The organism is Leisingera aquaemixtae (assembly GCF_006740765.1).
Taxonomy (GTDB): Bacteria; Pseudomonadota; Alphaproteobacteria; order Rhodobacterales; family Rhodobacteraceae; genus Leisingera; species Leisingera aquaemixtae.
This window is the reverse complement of sequence record NZ_CP041159.1, coordinates 640,860-663,287: the sequence shown is the minus strand read 5'-3', so window position 1 is coordinate 663,287 and position 22,428 is coordinate 640,860. Positions and strand designations below refer to the sequence as shown.

The 22,428-nt window shown below is 67.0% G+C and carries 23 protein-coding genes and 1 riboswitch; of the genes, 21 read left to right on the top strand and 2 right to left on the bottom strand.

Annotated features, from left to right (window positions below; genetic code table 11):
• Positions 1-27 precede the first annotated feature (27 nt).
• From R2C4_RS04910 to glpD, 11 genes are all read left to right on the top strand, one after another.
• Positions 28-846, top strand: a complete 819-nt coding sequence (locus tag R2C4_RS04910) for a LysR family transcriptional regulator (protein ID WP_141889805.1) — start codon at positions 28-30, stop codon at positions 844-846.
• Positions 847-1,182: 336 nt separating this feature from the next.
• Entirely contained in the window at positions 1,183-1,353 is a 171-nt protein-coding gene (gene hemP, locus R2C4_RS04905; RefSeq protein WP_008554566.1) for a hemin uptake protein HemP, read from the top strand.
• A gap of 10 nt (positions 1,354-1,363) precedes the next feature.
• A complete protein-coding gene (locus R2C4_RS04900; protein ID WP_141889804.1) occupies positions 1,364-1,843 on the top strand; it encodes a hypothetical protein in 480 nt (159 codons plus the stop codon).
• Between the two features lie 26 nt (positions 1,844-1,869).
• Positions 1,870-3,138, top strand: coding sequence for an imelysin family protein (locus R2C4_RS04895; RefSeq protein ID WP_141889803.1), 1,269 nt, complete (start codon positions 1,870-1,872; stop codon positions 3,136-3,138).
• A gap of 177 nt (positions 3,139-3,315) precedes the next feature.
• Positions 3,316-3,594, top strand: a complete 279-nt coding sequence (locus tag R2C4_RS04890) for a (2Fe-2S)-binding protein (RefSeq protein WP_141889802.1) — start codon at positions 3,316-3,318, stop codon at positions 3,592-3,594.
• Positions 3,557-4,045, top strand: a complete 489-nt coding sequence (gene bfr / locus R2C4_RS04885; protein ID WP_058284289.1) for a bacterioferritin — start codon at positions 3,557-3,559, stop codon at positions 4,043-4,045. The genes R2C4_RS04890 and bfr overlap by 38 nt, the downstream gene beginning before the upstream one ends.
• Positions 4,035-5,564, top strand: coding sequence for a di-heme oxidoreductase family protein (locus tag R2C4_RS04880; protein WP_141889801.1), 1,530 nt, complete (start codon positions 4,035-4,037; stop codon positions 5,562-5,564). Before bfr ends, R2C4_RS04880 begins: the two co-directional genes overlap by 11 nt.
• Positions 5,564-6,559 (top strand): imelysin family protein, encoded by a 996-nt coding sequence (locus R2C4_RS04875; protein WP_141889800.1) that lies wholly within the window; start codon positions 5,564-5,566, stop codon positions 6,557-6,559. Before R2C4_RS04880 ends, R2C4_RS04875 begins: the two co-directional genes overlap by 1 nt.
• Positions 6,560-6,575: 16 nt before the next feature.
• Complete coding sequence (locus R2C4_RS04870) at positions 6,576-7,655, top strand: DUF1513 domain-containing protein (protein ID WP_141889799.1); 1,080 nt, start codon at positions 6,576-6,578, stop codon at positions 7,653-7,655.
• A gap of 125 nt (positions 7,656-7,780) precedes the next feature.
• On the top strand, positions 7,781-8,566 hold the full coding sequence (locus tag R2C4_RS04865) for a DeoR/GlpR family DNA-binding transcription regulator (protein WP_141889798.1): 786 nt from the start codon (positions 7,781-7,783) through the stop codon (positions 8,564-8,566).
• Entirely contained in the window at positions 8,559-10,136 is a 1,578-nt protein-coding gene (gene glpD / locus R2C4_RS04860) for a glycerol-3-phosphate dehydrogenase (RefSeq protein ID WP_141889797.1), read from the top strand. The genes R2C4_RS04865 and glpD overlap by 8 nt, the downstream gene beginning before the upstream one ends.
• Before the next feature lie 70 nt (positions 10,137-10,206).
• On the opposite strand, the gene cobO is transcribed toward glpD, so the two are convergent.
• Entirely contained in the window at positions 10,207-10,842 is a 636-nt protein-coding gene (gene cobO / locus R2C4_RS04855) for a cob(I)yrinic acid a,c-diamide adenosyltransferase (protein WP_058284283.1), read from the bottom strand.
• Between the two features lie 51 nt (positions 10,843-10,893).
• Positions 10,894-11,110, top strand: a riboswitch (cobalamin riboswitch).
• 97 nt (positions 11,111-11,207) lie between these two features.
• On the opposite strand from cobO, the gene R2C4_RS04850 reads away from it, so the two are divergent.
• From R2C4_RS04850 to cobJ, 7 genes are all read left to right on the top strand, one after another.
• Positions 11,208-11,618, top strand: a complete 411-nt coding sequence (locus R2C4_RS04850; protein ID WP_027243430.1) for a DUF1636 family protein — start codon at positions 11,208-11,210, stop codon at positions 11,616-11,618.
• Between the two features lie 2 nt (positions 11,619-11,620).
• The gene (gene cobW, locus R2C4_RS04845) at positions 11,621-12,655 is read left to right on the top strand and encodes a cobalamin biosynthesis protein CobW (protein WP_058284281.1); all 1,035 of its coding nucleotides are present in this window, start codon (positions 11,621-11,623) and stop codon (positions 12,653-12,655) included.
• Positions 12,656-12,819: 164 nt separating this feature from the next.
• Entirely contained in the window at positions 12,820-16,065 is a 3,246-nt protein-coding gene (gene cobN / locus R2C4_RS04840; protein ID WP_141889796.1) for a cobaltochelatase subunit CobN, read from the top strand.
• Positions 16,062-17,225 carry a precorrin-3B synthase gene (gene cobG / locus R2C4_RS04835; RefSeq protein ID WP_141889795.1) on the top strand — a complete coding sequence of 388 codons (1,164 nt, stop codon included), beginning with the start codon at positions 16,062-16,064 and terminating at the stop codon, positions 17,223-17,225. The genes cobN and cobG overlap by 4 nt, the downstream gene beginning before the upstream one ends.
• A gap of 1 nt (position 17,226) precedes the next feature.
• Positions 17,227-17,856, top strand: a complete 630-nt coding sequence (locus tag R2C4_RS04830; RefSeq protein WP_141889794.1) for a precorrin-8X methylmutase — start codon at positions 17,227-17,229, stop codon at positions 17,854-17,856.
• A gap of 3 nt (positions 17,857-17,859) precedes the next feature.
• Positions 17,860-18,576, top strand: a complete 717-nt coding sequence (locus R2C4_RS04825) for a precorrin-2 C(20)-methyltransferase (RefSeq protein ID WP_141889793.1) — start codon at positions 17,860-17,862, stop codon at positions 18,574-18,576.
• Entirely contained in the window at positions 18,573-19,337 is a 765-nt protein-coding gene (gene cobJ, locus R2C4_RS04820) for a precorrin-3B C(17)-methyltransferase (protein ID WP_141889792.1), read from the top strand. Before R2C4_RS04825 ends, cobJ begins: the two co-directional genes overlap by 4 nt.
• Here cobJ and R2C4_RS04815 read toward each other — a convergent pair.
• Positions 19,334-20,074: a cobalt-precorrin-6A reductase gene (locus tag R2C4_RS04815; protein ID WP_141889791.1), complete on the bottom strand. Its 741-nt coding sequence runs from the start codon at positions 20,072-20,074 to the stop codon at positions 19,334-19,336. The genes cobJ and R2C4_RS04815 overlap by 4 nt on opposite strands.
• Here R2C4_RS04815 and cbiE point away from each other — a divergent pair.
• From cbiE to cobM, 3 genes are read left to right on the top strand one after another with little or no spacing between them, the layout of a single operon-like run.
• Positions 20,073-21,260, top strand: a complete 1,188-nt coding sequence (gene cbiE / locus R2C4_RS04810) for a precorrin-6y C5,15-methyltransferase (decarboxylating) subunit CbiE (protein ID WP_141889790.1) — start codon at positions 20,073-20,075, stop codon at positions 21,258-21,260. The two genes, R2C4_RS04815 and cbiE, sit on opposite strands and share 2 nt — an antisense overlap.
• Positions 21,257-21,634 (top strand): cobalamin biosynthesis protein, encoded by a 378-nt coding sequence (locus R2C4_RS04805; RefSeq protein ID WP_141889789.1) that lies wholly within the window; start codon positions 21,257-21,259, stop codon positions 21,632-21,634. Before cbiE ends, R2C4_RS04805 begins: the two co-directional genes overlap by 4 nt.
• Positions 21,631-22,425 (top strand): precorrin-4 C(11)-methyltransferase, encoded by a 795-nt coding sequence (gene cobM / locus R2C4_RS04800; protein ID WP_058284272.1) that lies wholly within the window; start codon positions 21,631-21,633, stop codon positions 22,423-22,425. Before R2C4_RS04805 ends, cobM begins: the two co-directional genes overlap by 4 nt.
• Positions 22,426-22,428: the final 3 nt, after the last annotated feature.

The following is a 22,428-nucleotide window of genomic DNA, read 5'->3' as shown; positions in this document are numbered from 1 at the left end:
GCCCATACTGAACGGATTTTTCGCGCAATGAGTACGCTTCAAACCATCGAGACCTTTGCCGAAGTGGCCAGCCAGCTCAGCTTTGCCAAGGCCGCGCGGCGGCTGGGGCTGCCGCCCTCCACGGTCACCAGCAGGGTGCGCGCGCTGGAGGACAGCCTGGGGGTCCGGCTGCTGGAGCGCACCACCCGCCGGGTGGCGCTGACGCCCGAAGGCAGCGTGTTCCTGGAACGCTGCCGCGCCGGACTGGCGGAGATCGAAGCCGCCCGCACGCTGGTATCCGCCACCGGCAGCGCGGAAGGAACGGTGCGCATGTCGGTGCCTTCAGCGTTTCCGAAGGCCCGGCTTGCCGGTCTCTGCCGCCGGTTTCTGGACCTGCATCCGCGGGTGTCTCTGGATGTGACGGTCAGCGACGAGCCTGCCGATTTCCTGCGTGATGCGGTGGATGTCGCCCTGCGCGGCAACCGCCCCGGCGGCAGCGGGGTGATTGCCCGACTGCTGTCGAGAACGCCGGTCGTTCTGGCCGCCCCGCCCGGCCGGGCCGGAGATCACAGCCTGCCCATCCTGGGACCGCTGGCCCGCCACCTGTCCAGCGCCCCGCAGCCGGGCCGGGTCTACTGCCATTCGCTGGAGCTGGCGCATGAACTGGTGCTGGCAGGCCTGGCCCGCGCCTGCCTGCCGGAGCCGCTCTGCACCGCCAGCGCCGCGCGCGGCGACCTGGAGCTGGGACCGCTGCCGGAGGGGGTGCCCGAGAGCCTTGCGCTTTACCTGGTGTACCAGGAGCGCCGCCACCTGCCGCAGCGTGTCCGCTTGCTCATGGACTTCCTGACCGGCGAGCTGGCGGCCTGAGCAGCCTTGCAACCGCAAGCCGCAACCCCGTTTAAGGTCTGCAAAAATTAATTCCTACTAAAAAACTCGGATTGACATACCTGAGCATTTAATTCAGGAATACAGGCATTCCAGCCAGCCTGACTCGGATCGGGCGAGCCCGAGTGACATATCATCAACCGAGATCGCCCCCATGCCGAACGGAGACAGCCGCCCCGGCGGCCCTCAAGTCAAAGAGCTGGAACCGGAGGACATGCGCCAATTGTGGCCGCAGGTCTTTGCGCCGTCCGGCGCTCTGTCCGGCTTTTGTCTGGAATGGCTTCTGGACAGGGCGGAATTCAGCAATGGGCGAAAGTCATGAATCAGATTGCCTCCAAGCCGGTGCCGACCACCGCAACCACCGAAGTCTTCCCCACCTACCACGCCGAGGACCTGACCCGCGGCGGTGTGCAGGCGCGGATCCTGCTGAACGGCCAGATCTACTCGCTGCGCATCACCCGCGCAGGCAAGCTGATCCTGACCAAGTGAGCGGACGGCAATGCGCACTGACCATTCCACTCCGCGCGGCGGCGTCACCGTCGGCACCCTGTCCGACCTGCCGCCGCTGGAAGCGGGCGCGGTGATCTATCTGCGCCACTGGTTTTCCGGCGCCGAGACCCGCGAGCAGATGCGCCGCGACTTTGAGGTGAGCTTCGGCCCGGAAATGGCCGAAGCCGCGTTTGAGGCCTTCGGCTCTCTCTGCAATTTCTGCGCGGCCCATGGCCGCCGCCCGCTGGTGCGCCACGGCATGAGCTGCAAATGCCTGGGCGCGGATGAAAACTGCTTTGCCAACCTGCTGGCCTCCGCCGCCGAGGGCCAGCAGGACGACGCGCATATCCTTGCCTCGCTGATTGTCACCCCGCGCAAGGCGCAGGAGCTGACCCGGCTCGCCTCTGACTGCGGCCTGCTGATGCAGCAGATCATGGGCGTTCAGCCGCCGCCGCAACCGGCACGCCCTGCCGCGGCCACCCTTCATTGAATTCACAAAACCCAAGGACGCATATCATGAAATCCCTGTTTCTCGCAGGCACGGCCCTGGCCGGTCTGACCTTTGGTGCCTCTGCCGCGCTGGCCGCTGAGAAATCCGCAGTGCTGGCCAACTATGCCAATATCGCCGAGGCGAAGTATCAGGACAGCCTCGCCACCGCGCAGTTCCTGAAGACCGCCGTCGACGCCTTGGTCGCCCACCCTTCCGCCGAAAACCTGCAAGCCGCCCGCGCCGCTTGGATCGCCGCTCGCGTTCCCTATCAGCAGTCCGAAGTGTTCCGCTTTGGCAATGCCATCGTCGACGACTGGGAAGGCAAAGTGAACGCCTGGCCGCTGGACGAAGGGCTGATCGACTATGTCGATGCCTCCTATGGCGGGCCGAGCGAGGGAAACACCCTGGCGGCGCTGAACGTGATCGCCAACCCCAGCTTTGAGCTGTCGGGCAAGGCGGTCGACGCCGCCAAGATCACCCCGGAGCTGCTGGAAAGCACCCTGCATGAGGCCGACGGGGTCGAGGCCAATGTCGCCACCGGCTACCACGCCATTGAATTTCTGCTTTGGGGCCAGGACCTGAACGGCACCGGGCATGGCGCGGGCGGCCGCCCCTGGACCGACTACGCCGAGGGCGATGCCTGCACAAACGGCAACTGCGGCCGCCGCGGCGATTACCTTCAAGCGGCGACGGACCTGCTGATCTCCGACCTGGAGTGGATGGCCGCGCAATGGGGAGCTGAAGGTGACGCCCGCACCACCCTGCTGGCCGATGAAGACGCCGGAATCACCGCGATGCTGACCGGCATGGGCTCCTTGTCCTATGGCGAGCAGGCCGGGGAGCGGATGCGCCTGGGCCTGATGCTGAACGACCCCGAGGAAGAGCACGACTGCTTCTCCGACAACACCCACAATAGCCATTACTACGACGGGCTGGGGGTGCAGAACGTCTATCTGGGCGAGTACGTGCGGGTGAATGGCGAACTGGTCTCCGGCCCCTCCCTGTCGGATCTGGTCGCTGCCAAGGACGCAGAGCTCGATACCGAGATGCGCGGCAAGCTGGCGGACACCATGCTGGCACTTGGCCGCATCAAGACTGCGGCGGAGGCGGGCCTGTCCTATGACCAGATGCTGGCCCAAGGCAACGCAGCGGGTGAGGCGCTGGTGATGGGCGGCATTAACGGGCTGATCGGCCAGACCCGTTCGATCGAGCGGGTTGTCACCACCCTGGATCTGGATGGCGTCGCCATCGAAGGCTCCGACAGTCTCGATAACCCCTCGGCAGTCTTCCAGTAAGAAAACCAAGACACCGGGCAGTGGCGGGCCGCAGTTTCTGCGGCCCGTTTCTTTTGCGCACAGCAAATCCTAAGCGTTTTACTCTGGCTAACACTTGAAGCACAAGCAAATTTGTCGGATATATTGCCCAACGGAATCACTTGGCCATTTGCGCCACCGGGCAAGGACGCAAGCAGCATGATCGTTTGCCACTGCACGAACATATCGGACCACGACATCCGCGCCGCCATCGACTGGATGCGAAACGCTGACCCCGAAACGATAATCACCCCTGGCAAGATCTATCACGCCTTGGGAAAATCCGCCGACTGCGGCGGCTGCATGCCGCTTTTCCTCGACACGATGCGTTCCAGCAGTAAGCTGGAAGTACCTGCGCAGCTTACGAATTTACGCGCAGTATCAATTCGGGAGAAAAGTAATGAAGGGCGACGCCAAGGTCATCGACTATCTCAATAAAGCGCTGCGCCATGAGCTGACGGCGGTCAGCCAGTACTGGCTGCACTACCGGCTGCAGGACGATTGGGGCCTGGGCAGCATGGCCAAGAAAAGCCGCGAGGAATCCATCGAGGAGATGGAGCACGCGGATAAATTGATTGAAAGGATTTTGTTCCTCGGCGGCCATCCGAACCTGCAGAAGCTTGACCCGCTCAGGATCGGCCAGACCCCGAAAGAAACGCTCGAATGCGACCTTGCCGCCGAAGTGGACGCGCGCGCGCTTTACAAGGAAGCCCGCGACGCCTGCAACAAGGCGGGCGACTACGTCACCCAGAAGCTGTTTGAAGACCTGATGGCGGACGAAGAAGGCCATATCGACTTCCTCGAAACGCAGCTTGAGCTGCACGACCGGATCGGTGCCGAAAACTATGCCCAGCTCAACGCCACCAAAATGGCAGAGGTTGAAGACTAACATTGCGCTGGCTGCCGCGTTTGCGGCGGCCACGCCCCTTGCGGCGCTGGATCTGGCCAGCCGGTATCAGGCAGAGCCGCATCTCTCCCCCCTTCCCCGCACTGACGCCGAACGCGCCCGGATCGCGGCCGCCACGTCTCCGGCCACGGATTTCACTGCGCCAGAACCGTTTGAGGACCTGCCCGCCGGCGCCGCCACTGTCCGCGCCCGGACGGATGACGAGGCGTTTTCCCAGCACTCCGCCACCCTCTCCTTTGCGCAGGAGCTGGAATTCAAGCTCGGCAACGGGCTGTTCAAGAAAATCTGGGTGTTTTCCCCGGCCTCCACCAAGGCGTCCGACGGCCTCGGGCCGCTGTATAACGCCCGCTCCTGCCAGCGCTGCCACCTGAAGGACGGCCGCGGCCATGTGCCGGAACAGCCGGATTACGCCTCTGCCTCCATGTTCCTGCGCGTCTCTGTCCCCGGCCCGGTGGCGCCGGAGCTGCAGGAGATCAGCGATTACATCGGCACCGCGCCGGAGCCGGTCTACGGCACCCAGCTGCAGGATTTCTCCGCCCCCGGCATCGCCCCGGAATACCGGCTGCAGGTGGCGTATGAGGCGTTTGAGGTCGCCCTGAACGGCGGTGAGACCGCCACCCTGCGCCGCCCCAGCTACACCGCCGCCAACCTCGGCTACGGTCCGCTGGCCGAGGGTGCCATGCTCTCCCCCCGCGTGGCGCCGCCGATGATCGGCCTGGGGCTGCTGGAGGCGGTCCCCGCCGCCGATATCCTTGCCCATGCGGATGAGGAGGACGCCGACGGCGACGGCATTTCCGGGCGCGCCAATCTGGTCTGGTCGCGGGAGTTCAACCGTATCCTGCTGGGCCGCTTCGGGCTGAAGGCCGGGATGGCCACGGTGCATGAGCAATCCGCCAGCGCCTTTTCCGGCGATATCGGCATCTCAACACCCTTGTTCCCGGCCCATGCGGGCGAATGCACTGCCCAGCAGGCCGCCTGCCAAACCGCCCCGCACGGCGGCGGTGATTCCCGTGAAACCGAAATCGACCAGCCGAACATGGATCTGGTCACGTTCTACAGCCGCAACCTCGGCGTGCCCGCCCGCCGGGCCAGCGACGATCCACAGGTTCTGCGCGGCAAGCAGGTGTTTTATGCGGCAGGCTGCCCCGCCTGCCATGTGCCGAAATTCGTGACCCACCGGCTGGCAGACCGTCCGGAACAAAGCTTCCAGCTGATCTGGCCCTATTCCGACCTGTTGCTGCACGACATGGGCGAGGGCCTGGCCGACCTCCGCCCCGAAGCGCGCGCCACCGGCCGCGAATGGCGCACCGCGCCGCTGTGGGGGATTGGCCTGACGCAGCAAGTCTCGCCCCGCGCCACCTTCCTGCACGATGGCCGCGCCCGCACCCTGCTGGAGGCCGTCCTGTGGCACGGCGGCGAGGCGGAAGCCGCCAAATCCCGCGTCGTGGCGCTGCAGCCGCAGGATCGCGCCGCCCTGATCGCCTTTTTGGAGAGCCTTTGATGCGCGCCCTTGCCCTCACCCTCGCCCTGACCGCGGCCCCCGTGGCCGCGTCGGAGTTGTCCAGCAGCATCACCGACAAGCTGATCCTGCCTGCATTTGAGGAACTGGCAGCGGACAGCCGGACCCTTGCCCGGGCAGCGCAGGCCGATTGCGATGCGCAGTCCGGCGCCCTGCGCGCGGCCTATGGCGAAGCTTTCGACGCCTGGATCGCCGCCAGCCACTTCCGCTTTGGCCCCACGGAAACGGACAGCCGCGCCTTTGCGCTGGCGTTCTGGCCCGACAGCCGCAGCAAGACGCCCAAGGCGCTGGCCGGCCTGATCCGCAGCGAAGACGCAGGCATCAAGGATCCCGCGGCGTTTGCCGGCTACTCCATCGCCGCCCGCGGCTTTTATGCGCTGGAGTTCCTGCTTTATGACCCGCAGCTCTCCACTGCGGGCACGCCGGAGTACCGCTGCGCCCTGACCCGCGCGGTCAGCACGGACATCGCGGCGACAAGCCAGGCGATCAGCGCCGATTGGCAGCAAAATTATGCTGCCGAACTGCGCGCGCCCGGCAGCCGCTACCAGACCGAAGACGAGATCACTCAGGAACTGTTCAAGGCCCTGACCACCGGCCTGCAAGTGCTGGACGGCATGCGCCTGGGCCGTCCGCTCGGCACCTATCAAAAGCCCCGCCCGGACCGGGCCGAGGCGCGCCGCTCCGGCCGCAGCCTGCGCCATGTGCTGGTGTCCCTGAACGCGCTGGAGCCGCTGGCCGTGGCGCTCGCGGAAGGCCATGAGGACTTGCAGGAAGAAATCACGGCGGGCTTTGCCAAGGCGCGCACGAAGGCAGAGGCTCTCGGCGATCCGGTGTTCGCAGGCGTCTCTGATCCCGCCGGCCGCTTCCGCATTGAAGCGCTGCAGCAGGAGATCAAGGACCTGCACACGCTGATGCGCGAAGACCTCGGCCCCGCCCTGGGCGTTGCGGCCGGTTTCAACGCGCTGGACGGCGATTGACGGAAAGGCACCAAACATGACAACCCGCCGCGCTTTTCTTGCAGGGCTTATGGCCAGCACGCTCACCTCCCAGGCCAGCTGGGCCGGCGCGGGCAGCCCCGCGTTTCTGTCCGCAGGCAAGGACGCCAGCGGCGCCTTCCTGCTCGCGGGCCTGAGCGACACAGGCGGCATTCTGTTCCGCCATCCGCTGCCCGGACGCGGCCACGCTGCCGCCGCCCATCCCGTCCGCCCCGAAGCGGTGGCCTTTGCCCGCCGCCCGGGCCGCTTTGCCGATGTGATCGACTGCCGCAGCGGTGCCGCCACCGCCCGGCTGGAGCCGCCCGCGGGGCATCATTTCTACGGCCACGGCACCTTCTCCCCGGACGGCAGCCGCCTGTTCACCACCGAAAACGATTATGAAAACGCCCGCGGCGTGATCGGCGTCTGGGATGCCACCGGCGGCTACCGCCGCATCACCGCCTTCTCCTCCGGCGGCATCGGCCCGCACGACATGGCCCTGCGCCGCGACGCACCGGGGCTGGTGGTGGCCAATGGCGGGATCGAGACCCACCCGGACAGCGGCCGCGCCAAGCTGAACCTGCCCGATATGCGCCCGAACCTCAGCTATCTGAGCCTGGAGGGTGAGCTGCAGGCGCAGATGGAGCTGGCGCAGGAGCTGCGCCTGAACTCGATCCGCCATTTGGCTGTGCGCGCCGACGGCACTGTTGGTTTCGCGATGCAGTGGCAGGGCGATCCGGGCGAGCAGCTGCCCGCCGCAGGGCGGCACCGGCCGGGCACCGCGCCGCGCCTGATGGCGGAGGACGACGCGCGGGTGCTGAACCTGAACGGCTATGGCGGCTCTGTCGCCTTTTCCGCCGATGGCAGCCGGATCGGCGTCACCTCGCCGCGCGGCGGTGTGCTGCAGATCATGGATACCGTCAGCGGCGCTCTGCTGCGCGAAGTCAGGATGCGCGACGTCTGCGGCCTGGCGCCCTCTGCCGGCGGTTTTACGGCCAGCACCGGCACCGGCCGGCTGATCGCCGTCTCAGACACCGGCCAGACCCTTCTGCACCGCGCGGACCTGGCGTGGGACAACCACCTGATCCCGCTGATCTGACTCAGCGCCGGACCGCACCCCAAACGGGGCGCCCTTTCGTTTGCGCCACGAACGAAACCAATGCGAAAACGAATAGTGACTCCTTGCGCGCGATACGCTACAGAATCGCTGCGAAAGGAAAGCGCATGGATGCCAGCGGCCGTCAGAACGAAATCATCTCCCTGCTGAACCGGCAGGACCGGGTCGAGGTCGAGGATCTCTCCCGCCGCTTTGGCGTCTCCCTGCAGACCGTGCGCGCCGATCTGCGCGACCTGTCGGCGCGCGGCGCCCTGTCCCGCGTGCACGGCGGCGCCGTCCGGGTCAGCGCCGCCGCCAGTCAGGACTATGAGGACCGGCGCAAGCTGAACGCCGGCAACAAGCTGGCGATGGCCGCCCTGGCGGCAGAACTGATCCCGGACAATTGCTCGCTCGCGCTCAACATCGGCACTTCCACCGAACAGGTTGCCCGGGCGTTGTCCGGCCACAGCGGCCTGACGGTGATTTCCAACAACATCAACATTATCAACATGATGATCGGCGGCCAGGCGAAGGAACTGATCCTGGCCGGCGGCACCGTGCGGCAAAGCGACGGCGCCATCGTGGGCGAGGATGCGGTGGATTTTTTCTGCCGCTACAAGGTGGATTTCGCCGTCATCGGCGCCTCGGCGCTGGACGCCGACGGCGCAGTGATGGACCACGACGCCCGAGAGGTTTCCGTCGCCCGCGCGATCCTGAAAAATGCCCGGCAGAAGGTGCTGGTCTGCGACGGCAGCAAGTTCGACCGCTCCGCCCCGGTGCGGATCTGCGATGTCGCGGATCTGGACGTGGTGATCACCGACCGCCCCGTGCCGGAAGAATTCGCCGAGGCCGCGCAGGCCGCAGGCACCCGTATCCTCACCGCAGGACAAAACGAAAGCAGCGAAAATGACTGACACGCCTGTAACGGACCTTTTCATCATCGGCGGCGGCATCAACGGCTGCGGCATCGCCCGCGACGCCGCAGGCCGCGGGCTGTCGGTGACATTGGCAGAGATGAATGATCTGGCCTCCGCCACCTCCTCCGCCTCGACCAAGCTGTTCCACGGCGGATTGCGCTATCTCGAATATTTCGAATTCCGCCTGGTGCGCGAAGCGCTGATTGAGCGTGAGGTGCTGCTGAAGGCAATGCCGCATATCTCCTGGCCGATGCGCTTTGTGCTGCCGTTCCACAAGCACATGCGGTTTGACAGCGAGACGCCCACATCCAAGCTGCTGACAACCTTTATGCCCTGGATGAAGGGCCGCCGTCCGGCCTGGCTGATCCGGCTGGGGCTGTTTCTGTACGACAGCCTTGGCAAGCGCGGCATCCTGCCCGGTACTGCCAAGCTGGACCTGGCAAGCGACCCTGCGGGCCGCCCGCTGAAGGCCAAGTTCAAGACCGCCTTTGAGTATTCCGATTGCTGGATCGAGGATGCCCGCCTGGTGATGCTGAACGCCCGCGACGCCATGGCCCGCGGCGCCAAGATCCTGACCCGGACCGAAGTGCTGTCCGCGGACCGCCAGTCAGACCACTGGGTGATCCGCACCAAGGACCACGCCACCGGCGCGGAGCAGGAGCACCGCGCCCGGATGCTGGTCAACGCAGGCGGGCCGTGGGTGGCCGATGTGCTGCACCAGAAGCTGGGCCAAAACAGCCGCGAGAACGTCCGCCTGGTGCGCGGCAGCCATATCGTGGTGCCGAAACTGTTCGACCACGGCCGCTGCTATTTCTTCCAAGGCACCGACGGGCGGATCATCTTTGCCATTCCGTACGAGCAGGATTTCACCCTGATCGGCACCACCGACGCCGACCACCCGGACCCGGACACGGCACCCGTCTGCACCGAAGCCGAGCAGGAATATCTGGCGGCCTTCGCATCGGAGTACTTCGAGAAGCCGGTGAAGCGCGAGGATATCGTCTGGACCTATTCCGGCGTGCGCCCGCTTTATGACGACGGCGCCAGCTCCGCCACGGCGGCCACCCGCGAATACGTTCTGACGCTGGACCAGGCGCAGGCGCCGCTGCTCAACGTCTTTGGCGGCAAGATCACCACCTACCGCAAGCTGGCCGAGGCGGCGCTGGCGAAGATCGGCGAGGTGTTCCCGCAGCTGCCCGCCAGCTGGACCGCAGGTGTGGCGCTGCCCGGCGGCGATTTCCCGGTGGAGGACGTGGCAAAGCTGACCTCCAAACTGGCCGCGGACTATCCGTTCCTCACCCCCTATTGGACGGGCCGGATGATCCGCGCCTATGGCACCGAGGCCTGGGAGGTGCTGGGAGACGCCAAGACCGCCGGTGATCTGGGCCAGGATTTCGGCGCCACCATTACCGCCCGGGAACTCGACTGGGCGATTGCCCGCGAATGGGTGCGCGCAGGCGACGATTACTTGTGGCGGCGCACCAAGCTGGGCCTGCGGCTGGATGAGGCCCAGCGCGCGGCGGTGGATGCCTACATTCAAGGGAAAGCCGCACAGTTGGCGGCATGATACAAACGGCCGCGCCCAAGCCTGAACGGGGCCGGCGCGGCCCGGCCTGCCGGCCGGGCGATGGCTCTGCTTAGAACTCGACGCCCTTCTGCGCTTTTACCCCGGCGCGGAAGGGATGTTTGATCTGGCCCATCTCGGTCACCAGATCGGCAATCTCGATCAGCTCTTCCTTGGCGTTGCGCCCCGTCAGCACCACATGGGTCATCGGCGGCTTGTGCTCCACCAGGAACTCCAGCACCTCTTCCAGGTCCAGATACTCATAGCGCAGCGCGATGTTGATCTCGTCCAGCAGCACCATGGTGTTCTTCTCGTCCAGGATCATCTCCTTGGCCTTTTCCCAGCCCTTCTGCGCCGCGGCAATGTCGCGCGCCTTGTCCTGGGTCTCCCAGGTGAACCCCTCGCCCATGGCATAGAACTGGCACAGATCGCTGAAGTTCTCCTCGATCAGCGTCCGCTCCCCGGTCTGCCAGGCGCCCTTGATGAACTGCACCACGGCGCAAGGCATCTTGTGGGCGATGCAGCGCATGATCATGCCAAACCCGGAGGAAGACTTGCCCTTGCCCGGCCCGGTGTGGACGATGATCAGGCCCTTCTCGCCCTCCTTGGTCTTCATCATCCGGTCGCGCGCGGCTTTTTTCTTGGCCATCTTAGAGGCGTGACGGGCGGCTTCTTCCTCTGAGATGCCGGTTTCAGACTTTTCGCTCATGGGGGCTCTCCAGCTGTTTGACCCCATGTCTTGACAAAGAAGGGCGCGATAGCGCAAGGGGGTTTCGCTGGTTCCTGCGAAAGCAGGCGAAGAGGGAATGTGAAGGCCGCCAAATTTCTTTGGAGACCCGAAGCACAGCCGCCCCCGCGACCGTGACCGGATGAGGCCGCCATGCCACTGGGAGAGATCCCGGGAAGGCAGGATGGCCGGCAAGGCCCGCGCCTTGGCATCCGCAAGCCGGGAGACCTGCCAGCAACAGAGAGAACAACGGGCGGGCGGGGTGTTCCGCGACCGGTTGAGGGGCTGGCACGCTGCCGCCCCCCTTTCGGCCATCCCGCACGCCTGCCGCGACAGGAGACGCGCCGATGGCTGACGATATGGCAGGCAAGACTGCCAGCACCCCGGGACCGGTCACGCTGACCGTTTGCCTCACCTGCCGCCGCGAGGGCGCCGACCCGGAGGGGGCCCGCCCCGGCGCCATCCTGCACGCCGCACTGGCAGAGGCCGGGATGCCCGAAGGCGTCGCCTTGCGCGGTGTCGAATGCCTGTCCTCCTGCAAGCGCGGCTGCGCCGTGGCACTCGTCGGCGGCGCCGAGCGCTGGACCTATGTCTACGGCGACCTCGACCCGGACCAGCATGTCCCCGAAATCCTGGAAGGCGCCGCCGCCTATGCCGCTACCGCCGACGGCGTGGTGCCGTGGCGCGAACGCCCGCAGACCTTCCGCAAGCAATCCGTTGCCCGCATCCCGCCGGCCAAGTTCTTCTCCGAGGAGTAAACATGAGCGACCTCAACAAGATCCCCGTCACTGTCATCACCGGCTTCCTCGGTGCGGGCAAGACCACGCTGATCCGCCACCTGATGCAGAACCCGCAGGGCAAGCGTCTGGCCGTGGTGGTCAATGAGTTCGGCACCGCCGGCGTGGACGGCGACATCCTGAAGTCCTGCGCGGATGAGAACTGCCCGGCAGAAAACATCATGGAGCTGGCCAACGGCTGCATCTGCTGCACCGTGGCCGATGACTTCATCCCCACCATCGAACAGCTGATGAACCTGCCGGAGAAGCCGGATCACATCGTGATCGAAACCTCCGGCCTGGCGCTGCCCAAGCCGCTCTTGAAGGCCTTTGACTGGCCCGCCATCCGCTCCCGCATCACTGTGGACGGCGTGATTGCGCTGGCCGATGCCGAGGCGGTCGCCAAGGGCCAGTTCGCCCCCGATCTGGACGCGGTGCAGGCCCAGCGCGAGGCGGATGACAGCATCGACCACGAAACCCCGCTGTCGGAAGTGTTCGAGGATCAGATCTCCTGCGCCGACATCGTGCTGCTGTCCAAGGCCGACCTGGCCGGCGACGCAGGCGTCGAGAAGGCCCGCGCGGTGATCGAGGCCGAGGCGCCGCGCAAGCTGCCGATCCTGCCGATGAGCGAAGGTGTCATCGACCCGCGCATCATCCTGGGCCTGAACGCCGCTGCCGAAGACGATCTGGAGGCCCGCCCCAGCCACCACGACGGCCACCACGACCACGAGCATGACGATTTTGAAAGCATCGTTGTCGAAATGGGTGAAGTCTCCGATCCCGAAGCACTGCAGAATGCCATCGTGAAACTCGCCCGCGAACGCAACATCCTGCGCGTCAAAGGCTATGTCGCGGTGGAGGGAAAACCGATGCGGATGCTGGTTCAGGCCGTGGGCGAGCGCCTGCGCGCCCAGTATGATCAGCCCTGGGGCGCGCAGCCGCGCAAGACCGCCCTAGTGGTCATCGCAGAGCATGACGACATCGACGAACAGGCCATCCGCGCCGAGCTGGGGGCCTGAAGCAAGTGAAATTGAAGCGTCAGAAATTGAACGGTCCCGCCCGGCGGCACGCCGGGCAGCGCCCGTCCCGCCCCCCACGGGGCGGGCGCTTCGCTTCCTGCCCCGCCGGGCCGGGCGCTGCCCTCCCCGCTACCAAACGACCTTACAGGCAGGGAGCCTGACCCATGCACGTCGTCTTCCGCGAAAGCCACGGCCTTGACGAGACCGACACGCCGCAGGACCTCGGGCAGACGCCCGGCGATCTGGTGGTGCTGTCGTTTTCCGACAGCGATCTCGGCGCCTTCGCGGCAGGCTGGCACCGGGCGGACGGCAAGCTGCCCTCTCTGCGCCTCGCCAACCTGGTGGCGCTCAAGCACCCGCTGTCGGTCGACGTCTACGCGGAACAGACGCTGGAGGGCGCCAAGGGCGTTCTCGTCCGCCTGATCGGCGGCGAAAGCTACTGGTCCTATGGCCTCGCCACGCTGCAGGATCTCGCCCGCCGCAAGGGCATTGCGCTGGCGATCCTGCCCGCAGACGGGCGCGAAGATGCGCGGCTGGATGAGCTGTCCACCCTGCCCGTCTCCACCCTGCGCCGCCTGCAATCCCTGTGCGACGCCGGCGGCGCGGTGGCAGCCCAGGCAGCACTTGCCCAGCTGTCGCTGGCGGCCGGCCTTTATGCAGGCCCCGTCCTCGGCCTCAAATCCATGCCCGAGCACGGGTTCTACGACCCGGACAAGGGCGTGCTCGCGGACCTTCCGCCGCAGGACAGGCCGCTGGTGCTGGTCAGCTTCTACCGCTCCTACCTCACATCCGCCGACACCGCGCCGGTGGACGCGCTGATCGAAGAAATGCGCGCCCGCGGCTACGCCGCCTTCGGCACCTTTGCCGCCAGCCTCAAGGCGCCCGCGGCTGCGGACTGGCTGCGCGCCAAGCTCCCGGAGTTGACCCCGGCCGCAATCATCAACGCCACCGCGTTTTCGGCCCAAGGCACCGACGGCAGCGCCTCGCCGCTCAGCACCACCGGCTGCCCGGTGTTCCAGGTTGCCCTCTCAACGGCCCGCAGGAAAGACTGGCTTGAGGCCGGCCGCGGCTTGTCGCCCGCCGACCTTGCCATGCATGTCGTGCTGCCCGAGGTGGACGGCCGCATCTTCGCAGGCGTCGTCAGCTTCAAGTCGCCGGGCAGGAAAGACCCGGACCTGCAATATTCCCGCTTTGCCCACCGCGCGGACGCGGACCGCATCAGGGCTGCCGTGGACCGTGTGGAGGGCTGGCTGCGCCTCGCCAAACTGCCGAATGCAGACAAACGCCTTGCACTGGTCCTTTCGACCTACCCGGGCAGAGACCACAACCTCGCCCATGCGGTCGGGCTGGACGCGCTGGCCTCCTGCGACGAAATCCTGCGCGCGCTCTGGGATCAGGGCTATAGCGTCGAGCCGCAGGAGAACACCGGTCTGCGGCTGATGGACGAGACGCTGAGTGTCCCGCTGGAGGACTACAAGGCCGCCCTCGCCGCCCTGCCGCAAAACCTGCAGGATACCTTGGCCGAGGCCTGGGGCCGCCCGGAAGAAGACCCAGACTGCCGCGATGGCGCCTTTCAATTCAAGGCCTTGCGCGCTGGTAAAGCGCTGATCGCGCTGCAGCCAGAGCGCGGTGAGGTGAAAACCCGCGTCGACGATTACCACGATCTCGACCGCACCCCGCGCCACGCCTATGTGGCCTTTTACCTTTGGCTGCGGGCGCAAAGCGATGCCCTCGTCCACATCGGCGCCCACGGCACGCTGGAATGGCTGCCGGGCAAGGCGGTGGCGCTGTCGGATACCTGCTGGCCTGAGGTTCTGACCGGCCCGCTGCCCGTCGCCTACCCCTTCATCGTCAACGACCCGGGCGAGGCCGCCCAGGCCAAGCGCCGCATCGGCGCCGTCACCATCGGCCACCTGCCGCCGCCCTTGGCGCAGACCACTCTGCCCGAGGGCATGGCGCGGCTCGAAAGCCTGCTGGATGAATACTCCACCGCCGACGGCCTGGATCCTGCCCGCCGCGACCGGCTGATCGGCGACATCCGGGCGGAGGCACAGGGCACCGGGGTAGAGGCTGACCTCGGCCTGACGCCGGACACCTCGCCTGCCGAGGCGATCACCCGCATCGACGCCTTTGTCTGCGACATCAAGGAAAGCCAGTACGGCGAGGGGCTTCACATCTTCGGCACCGGCCAGTGCGGCGCTGAGGAGCGCGCCGGGCTGATCGCCGCGCTGGACGGCAAGATCGTCACCCCCGGCCCCTCCGGCTCGCCGTTCCGCGGCCGCGCCGATGTGATCCCCACCGGGCGCAACCTCTTTACCACCGATCCGCGGGCGGTGCCGTCGCGGGCGGCGCATGCGCAAGGGGTCAAACTGGCGGAAGAGCTGCTGCGCCGCCACCTTCAGGATCACGGCGACTGGCCCAAGGGACTGGTGATCGACCTCTGGGGTTCCGCCACCATGCGCACCGCGGGAGAGGAGTTTGCCATGGCGCTGCACCTCGCGGGCCTGGCGCCCAAGTGGGACGAAGGCTCCGAGCGCGTCTCCGGCTTCGAGGTGCTGCCGCTGCCGATGCTGAACCGCCCGCGGATCGATGTGACCCTGCGGGTCTCGGGCCTGTTCCGCGACGTCTTCCCGGGCCTTGCCCAGATGTTCGAAAGTGCCGCCGCCGCCCTCGCGGCCCGCGAGGAGGACCAGGCGGACAACCCCTATCTCATCGAAACGCCGCGCGTTTTCGGCCCCAAACCCGGGCAGTACGGCCTCTCGATGAACCCGCATCTGGACGACTACACCGACGCGGCCCGCGCCGCGGCAGGCGAAGCCTGGCTCAACGCCTCCTCCCACGCGATCGACGCCAAGGGCGAAATCCGCGACGCCCGCGCGGCGCTGGAGACACGCCTGCAGGGCGCCGACAGCTTCGTGCACCTGCAGGACCTGCCGGAGACCGACCTGCTGGTCGCCTCGGACTATGCCGCGCATGAAGCAGGCTTTGCCGCCGCCATGGCGCGCATCGGCCAAAAGGCTCCGGCGCTCTACCATATGGACGCCACCCGGCCCGACAAGCCGCAGGCGCGCTCCTTGGGCGAAGAAATCGCCCGCGTCACCCGCGCCCGCGCCGCCAACCCGGACTGGGCCACCTCGATGATGAACCACGGCTTCCGCGGCGCGGCAGAGATTGCCGCCACCCTCGACCACATGGCCGCCTTCGCGCATCTGGCGCAGGTGGTGCAGCCGCATCTGTTCGATCTCTACTTCGAGGCGACCCTGGGCCGGGACGATCTGGTCGCGTTCATGGAGCGCGAAAACCCGGAGGCGCTCGCCGCCATGCGCGACCGCTTCCGCGCCCTGTTCGACGCAGGCCTCTGGAGCACGCGGCGCAACTCGATCATGGCCGGCCTGGAGGGCGCGGCATGAGCGGCGCGCCTGAACCCAAAGTCTATGGCTGGTGCCCCGGCGCTTTGCGGCCGATGATGTCCGGCGACGGGCTGGTGGTGCGGGTGCGCGCGCCGCTTGGTAAACTGTCCGTTAACCAGGCGCGCGGTGTGGCAAGACTTTCCGAGGACTTCGGCAACGGCCTGCTGGACATTTCCGCCCGCGCCAACCTGCAGATGCGCGGCATCCGTGAAGACGCGCATGAAGAATTGATTGCCCGCCTGCGCGAGCTTGGCCTGATCGACCCCGACGCACAGGCTGAGGCTCGCCGCAACGTCCTGCTCGCGCCGTTCTGGACCGAGGGCGACGACACCCATGCCATCGCCACCGGACTCAGCGCCGCGCTGACCGCGGCAACCGATCTCGCCCTGCCCGGCAAGTTCGGCTTTGCCGTCGACTGCGGCGCGGACCCTGTCCTGCAAGACACCGCCGCCGATATCCGCATCGAGCGCACGCGCGAAGGCCTGATCCTGCGCGCCGACGGCGCCGGGGCCGGCCTGCCCGTCACACGTGAATCCGCCGCTGCCGAAGCCCTGGCGCTCGCCCGCTGGTTTCTGGAACAGGGCGGCGCGCCGCAGGGGCGCGGCAGGATGCACCGTCTCATCGCGCGCCGCGGCCCGCCGGCAGCGCATGCCGCACCCGTGGCAAAAGCCAGCTTCAGTGCAAAACCGGGCGCTGTCCCCGCGGGGACACTGGCTGCTTTGGAATTCGGCCAGATGCCCGCCGCCGCGCTGGCGCAGCTGGCAGAGCATGGGCCAATCCGCCTCACCCCCTGGCGGATGCTGCTGGTGGAAGGCGCCGCCAGCCTCCCGCCCCTGCCCGGCCTGATCCTGGACGCCACGGATCCGCGCCTGAAAGTGGTCGCCTGCACCGGCGCGCCCGGCTGCCTGCAGGCGCTGTCCGCCACCCGCGACCTGGCGCGGGCGCTGGCACCGCATGTCCCCGCGGGATCCCGCCTGCATGTCTCCGGCTGCGCCAAGGGCTGTGCCTGCCCCGGCCCTGCCCCGCTAACGCTGACCGCCACCGGCGACAACGAATTCTCCCTGATCCGCAATGGCACCGCCGCGGATCAGCCGCTAAAGACCCGCCTGAGCGCCGCTGCTTTGCGCGCCGCTCCCGAACTTCTGAAAGAGGGCAGCTGACATGCTCCACACCTATGAAACCAACGGCGCCGCGATCTACGCCGAGAGCTTTGCCACCATCCGCCGCGAGGCCGACCTGGCGCGCTTCAACAAGGACGAGGAAAGCGTTGTTGTCCGCATGATCCACGCCGCCGGCATGGTGGGGCTGGAAGAGCATGTGCGGTTTTCCGAGGGCATGGCCGAGACCGCCCGCGCAGCCCTCGCAAACGGCGCGCCGATCCTCTGCGACGCCTATATGGTGTCCGAGGGCATCACCCGCCCGCGCCTGCCTGCGGAGAATGAGGTGATCTGCACCCTGCGCGACCCGAAGGTGCCGGAACTGGCCAAGGAAATGTCCAACACCCGCTCCGCCGCCGCGCTGGAGCTGTGGCGCCCGAAACTGGCGGGCGCCGTTGTGGCCATCGGCAACGCCCCCACTGCGCTGTTTCACCTCTTGAACATGCTGAAAGACCCGTCCTGCCCCCGCCCCGCCGCCATCATCGGCTGCCCGGTGGGCTTTGTCGGCGCGATGGAATCCAAGGAGGCGCTGATGGAAGACCTTCCCGTTCCGTCGATGATCGTCAAAGGCCGCCTGGGCGGTTCCGCCATCACCGTCGCCGCCGTGAACGCGCTGGCGAGCTGGAAAGAATAACCCATGGGCAAAGTCATCTGCGCAGGGCTTGGCCCCGGGGATCCCGACCTGATGAGCGTGCGCTCGCACCGGCTGATCACAGGCGCGCGCCACATCGCCTATTTCCGCAAGGCAGGCCGCCAGGGCCAGGCCCGCGCCATTGTCGAGGGTATGCTGGCCGAGGGTGTCACCGAACACGCGATGGAATATCCGGTCACCACCGAGATCCATTTTTCCGACCCCGAATACAACCGGGTGCTGGCGGACTTCTATGACCGCTGGGCGGTTACTTTGGCGGAGATCGCCAAGAGCGAAGACGTGGTGGTGCTGTGCGAGGGCGACCCGTTCCTCTACGGCTCTTACATGCATCTCTACACGCGCCTGCAGGGCCGCGCCGCGCAGGAGATCGTTCCCGGCATCACCGGTATGTCCGGCTGCTGGACCGCCTCAGGCCAGCCGATCACTTGGGGGGACGATGTGCTGACCGTGGCGATGGCAACCCTCAGCGAGGATGAGCTGGCCAAACGCGCGGCTGAGACCGACGCGCTGGTCGTCATGAAGATCGGCCGCAACCTGCCCAAGCTGCGCCGCGCGCTGGAACGTGCGGGCCGTGCGGAAGACGCCTGGCTGGTCGAGCGCGGCACTATGCCAGGGCAGAGCGTTCAGAAGCTCTCGGAGATCGACGGCGAGGTGCCCTATTTCTCCATCGTACTGGTTCACGGACAGGGGCGCCGGCCATGAAACTATCGAAAAACGGCTGGGTGGTGATCGCGGGCCTCGGCCCCGGCAACGAGGCGCTGGTGACGCAGGAAGTGCGCGACGCTATTGGCGAAGCCACGGATATCGTTGGCTATATCCCTTACGTGAACCGCGTTGAACCGCGTGAGGGCCTGACCCTGCACGCTACCGACAACCGTGTCGAGGTGGACCGCGCCACCCATGCACTGGAAATGGCGGCTGAGGGCAACCGGGTTGTCGTGGTGTCCTCCGGCGATCCGGGGGTGTTTGCCATGGCCTCCGCCGTGTTCGAAGCGCTGGAAAGCAACGCCGAACGCAACCCTGAGTGGCTGGATCTGGACATCCGGGTGCTGCCCGGCATCACCGCCATGCTGGCCGCCGCCGCCGCCATCGGCGCGCCGCTGGGGCATGATTTCGCCGCCATCAACCTCAGCGACAACCTGAAGCCCTGGAGCCTCATTGAAAAGCGCTTGCAGCTGGTCGGCGAGGCCGGGCTTGCGATGGCGTTTTACAACCCGCGCTCCAAATCGCGGCCGCATCAGTTTGCCCGCGCGCTGGAAATCCTGCGGGAGGCCTGCGGCGCGGAGACGCTGATCACCTTTGCCCGCGACGTGACCAAGCCGGGACAGGAGCTGCTGACGGTGCCGCTGAAGGACGCGACGCCCGAGATGGCCGACATGCGCACCGTGGTCATCGTCGGCAACCGCGACACCCGCCGGGTTGGCAATTACGTCTACACCCCGCGCTACGCCGCTGAGGGTTAATCTGCGGGATGCGACAGCCAGGCCATCACCTCTGCCACGTTGCCCATGACGGGACGCTGAGGCACCTCGGGTCTGCCGATCATGATGACCGGCAGGGCGAGATTGCGCGCGGCGGTGAGTTTGGCTGCGGCCCCCGCGCCGCCCGCGTTCTTGGCGACCACATGGGTGATGGCGTGGCGCTGCATCAGCGCGGTGTCGCCCGCCGCATCAAACGGCCCGCGGGCGATCTCGACCGTGGTGTGCGGCAGCGGCAGGGGCGTTTCCGGCGCGTCCACCAGCCGCAGCAGGTAGTGGTGGTGGGGCTTGGCCGCGAATTGGGTCAGGTTCTGCTTGCCGATCGCCAGGAACACCCGCGCCGGCGTATCAGGCAGCGCGTTGACGGCCTCTTCTATGCTGTCCGTGTGCAGCCATTGGTCGCCCTCCCCCGCCTGCCAGGCCGGGCGCTCGAAGGCGCACAGCGGCACACCCGCCGCCTCGCAGGCGTGGACCGCGTTGGAACTCATCTGTGCGGCAAACGGATGGGTGGCATCGACCACATGGGTGATGTTTTCGGCCTCCAGGTAAGCCGCAAATCCTTCTATGCCGCCAAAGCCGCCGACGCGGGTGGGCAGCGGCTGGCTGACGGGATGCGCGGTGCGGCCCGCGTAGGAAAACACCGCATCCATACCCGCCCCGGCCAGGGTCTTGGCCAGCGCCGAGGCCTCGGTGGTGCCGCCCAGAAGAAGGATGCGTGTCATGTCTGATCCATGGCTGACAATCATTGGTCTGGGCGAAAATGGACTGGAAGGCCTCAGCGATGCAAGCCGGAAGGCGCTGGCAGAGGCTGAAGTGATATTCGGCGGCCCGCGGCATCTGGAGCTGGCGGACGCAGGCAGCAAGGGCCAGCCCTGGCCAGTGCCGTTTTCCATTGATCCGGTGCTGGAGCTGCGCGGCCGCAAGGTGGCCGTTCTGGCCTCGGGCGATCCGTTCTGGCATGGCGCCGGCGGCTCGCTGGCGCGGCATATGGAGGCGGGCGAGTGGATCTCTCACCCCGTTTCCTCAACCTTTGCGCTGGCGGCGAACCATCTGGCCTGGAAGCTGGAAGAGGTGCTGTGCCTCGGCCTGCACGCGGCGCCATATGCGCGGCTGCGTGCGCTGCTTGGGAATGGCACGCGTGTGATCTGCACCCTCCGCGACGGCGTGGCCCCGGCTGAGCTGGCGGAATGGCTGGCAGATGCGGGCTTTGGCGCCTCAACCCTGACCGTGATGGAGTGCCTGGGCGGGCCGCGGCAGCGGGTGCGTTGCGCCGCGGCCCAAGGCTTTGATCTGCAGGACATTCAGGCGCCTGTAGCCGTGGCGGTTGAAGCCCTGGGCAAGAACGGGCTGCCGCAGGCCTCCGGCCTAGCGGATGACCTCTTTGCCAGCGACGGCCAGATCACCAAACGCCCCATTCGGGCGCTGACTCTGTCGGCGCTGGCGCCCCGCGCGGGAGAACTCCTGTGGGATATCGGCGGCGGTTCCGGCTCGGTCTCGATCGAGTGGTGCCTGGCGGCGCGCGGGGCGCGGGCCATCACCTTTGAGCCGCGGGAGAGCCGGCTGGAAAACATTCGCGCCAATGCCGCCGCCTTTGGGATAGAGCACCGGATGACCGCTGTGCTGGGCAAGGCGCCCGCCGTGCTGGACGGCCACCCGCTGCCCGATTGCGTCTTCATCGGCGGCGGCGGCTCGCAAGCACTGCTGGACCATCTGTGGGACATCCTGCCCGAAGGCACCCGGCTGGTCGCAAACGGCGTCACGCTGGAGACCGAAACCCTGCTGATGCGCGCCCATGCGGAACGCGGCGGCCACCTGCTGAAAGCGGAGATCGCCGAAGCCGGCCCGCTGGGCACCATGCGCGGCTGGGAACGCGCCCGGCCCGTCATCCAGTGGAGCGTCACGCGATGAAGGTGGCAGGCATCGGGTTCCGCAGCACGGCCACGGCGGCGGATTTGCAGGCGGCGCTGGCGCTGACCGGCGCGCAGGTGGATGCGCTGGCGTCCGTTACCGAAAAAGCTGAAACCCCTGCCATGCAGGAGTTCGCGCGCAGCATCGGCCTGCCGGTGATTGCCTTACAGGAACAGGATATTGCCGGAGAGCAGACCTTGACCTGCTCGCCCCGGATCAAGGCGCGGTTCGGCACCGGGTCGCTGGCGGAAGCCGCGGCGCTGGCGGGCGCGCGCCATGGGGTGAAGGGCGCCAGATCACGCCTTCTCGCCCCCAGAGTTGTCACCGCGGATGGGCTTGCCACCGCGGCCATAGCAGAAAGACTTGAGCCATGACCGTTCACTTCATTGGCGCCGGACCGGGCGCTGCCGACCTTCTGACCTTGCGCGGGCGCGACATCATAGCCGCCTGCCCGGTGTGCCTCTATGCCGGTTCGCTGGTGCCGGAGGAGATCCTGAGCCACTGCCCGGCGGACGCGAAAATCGTGAACACCGCGGCCATGGACCTGGATGCCATCGTGGCGGAAATCAAGGCGGCGCATGAGGCGGGACAGGACGTGGCGCGGCTGCATTCCGGCGATCTGTCGGTGTGGTCCGCGATGGGCGAGCAGATCCGCCGCCTTAAGGCTGAGGGCATCCCGGTCAGCGTGACCCCTGGCGTGCCGTCCTTTGCCGCTGCGGCTGCCGCACTGGGAACCGAGCTGACCCTGCCGGGCCTTGGGCAGTCAGTGGTGCTGACCCGCACGCCGGGGCGCGCATCCTCAATGCCCGAAGGCGAGTCGCTGGAGAATTTTGCGCGGACCGGCACCACGCTGGCGATCCACCTGTCGATCGGCAATCTGGATCATGTGGTGGACAGCCTGACGCCGCATTACGGCGGTGATTGCCCGGTCGCCGTGGTCTACCGCGCCAGCTGGCCGGATCAGCAGATCATCCGCGCCACTCTCGAAACCCTGAAGGACTCGCTGGACGAGAAGATCTCCCGCACCGCGCTGATCCTTGTGGGGCCGGTGCTGAAGGGCGAGGGCTTTGACGAAAGCTGCCTCTATTCCGCCGACTACGACCGCCGCTACCGGCCGCAGAGCGCCGACAGCCCGTGGTCGAGCTGGAGCCATGGGGACGATTGAGGC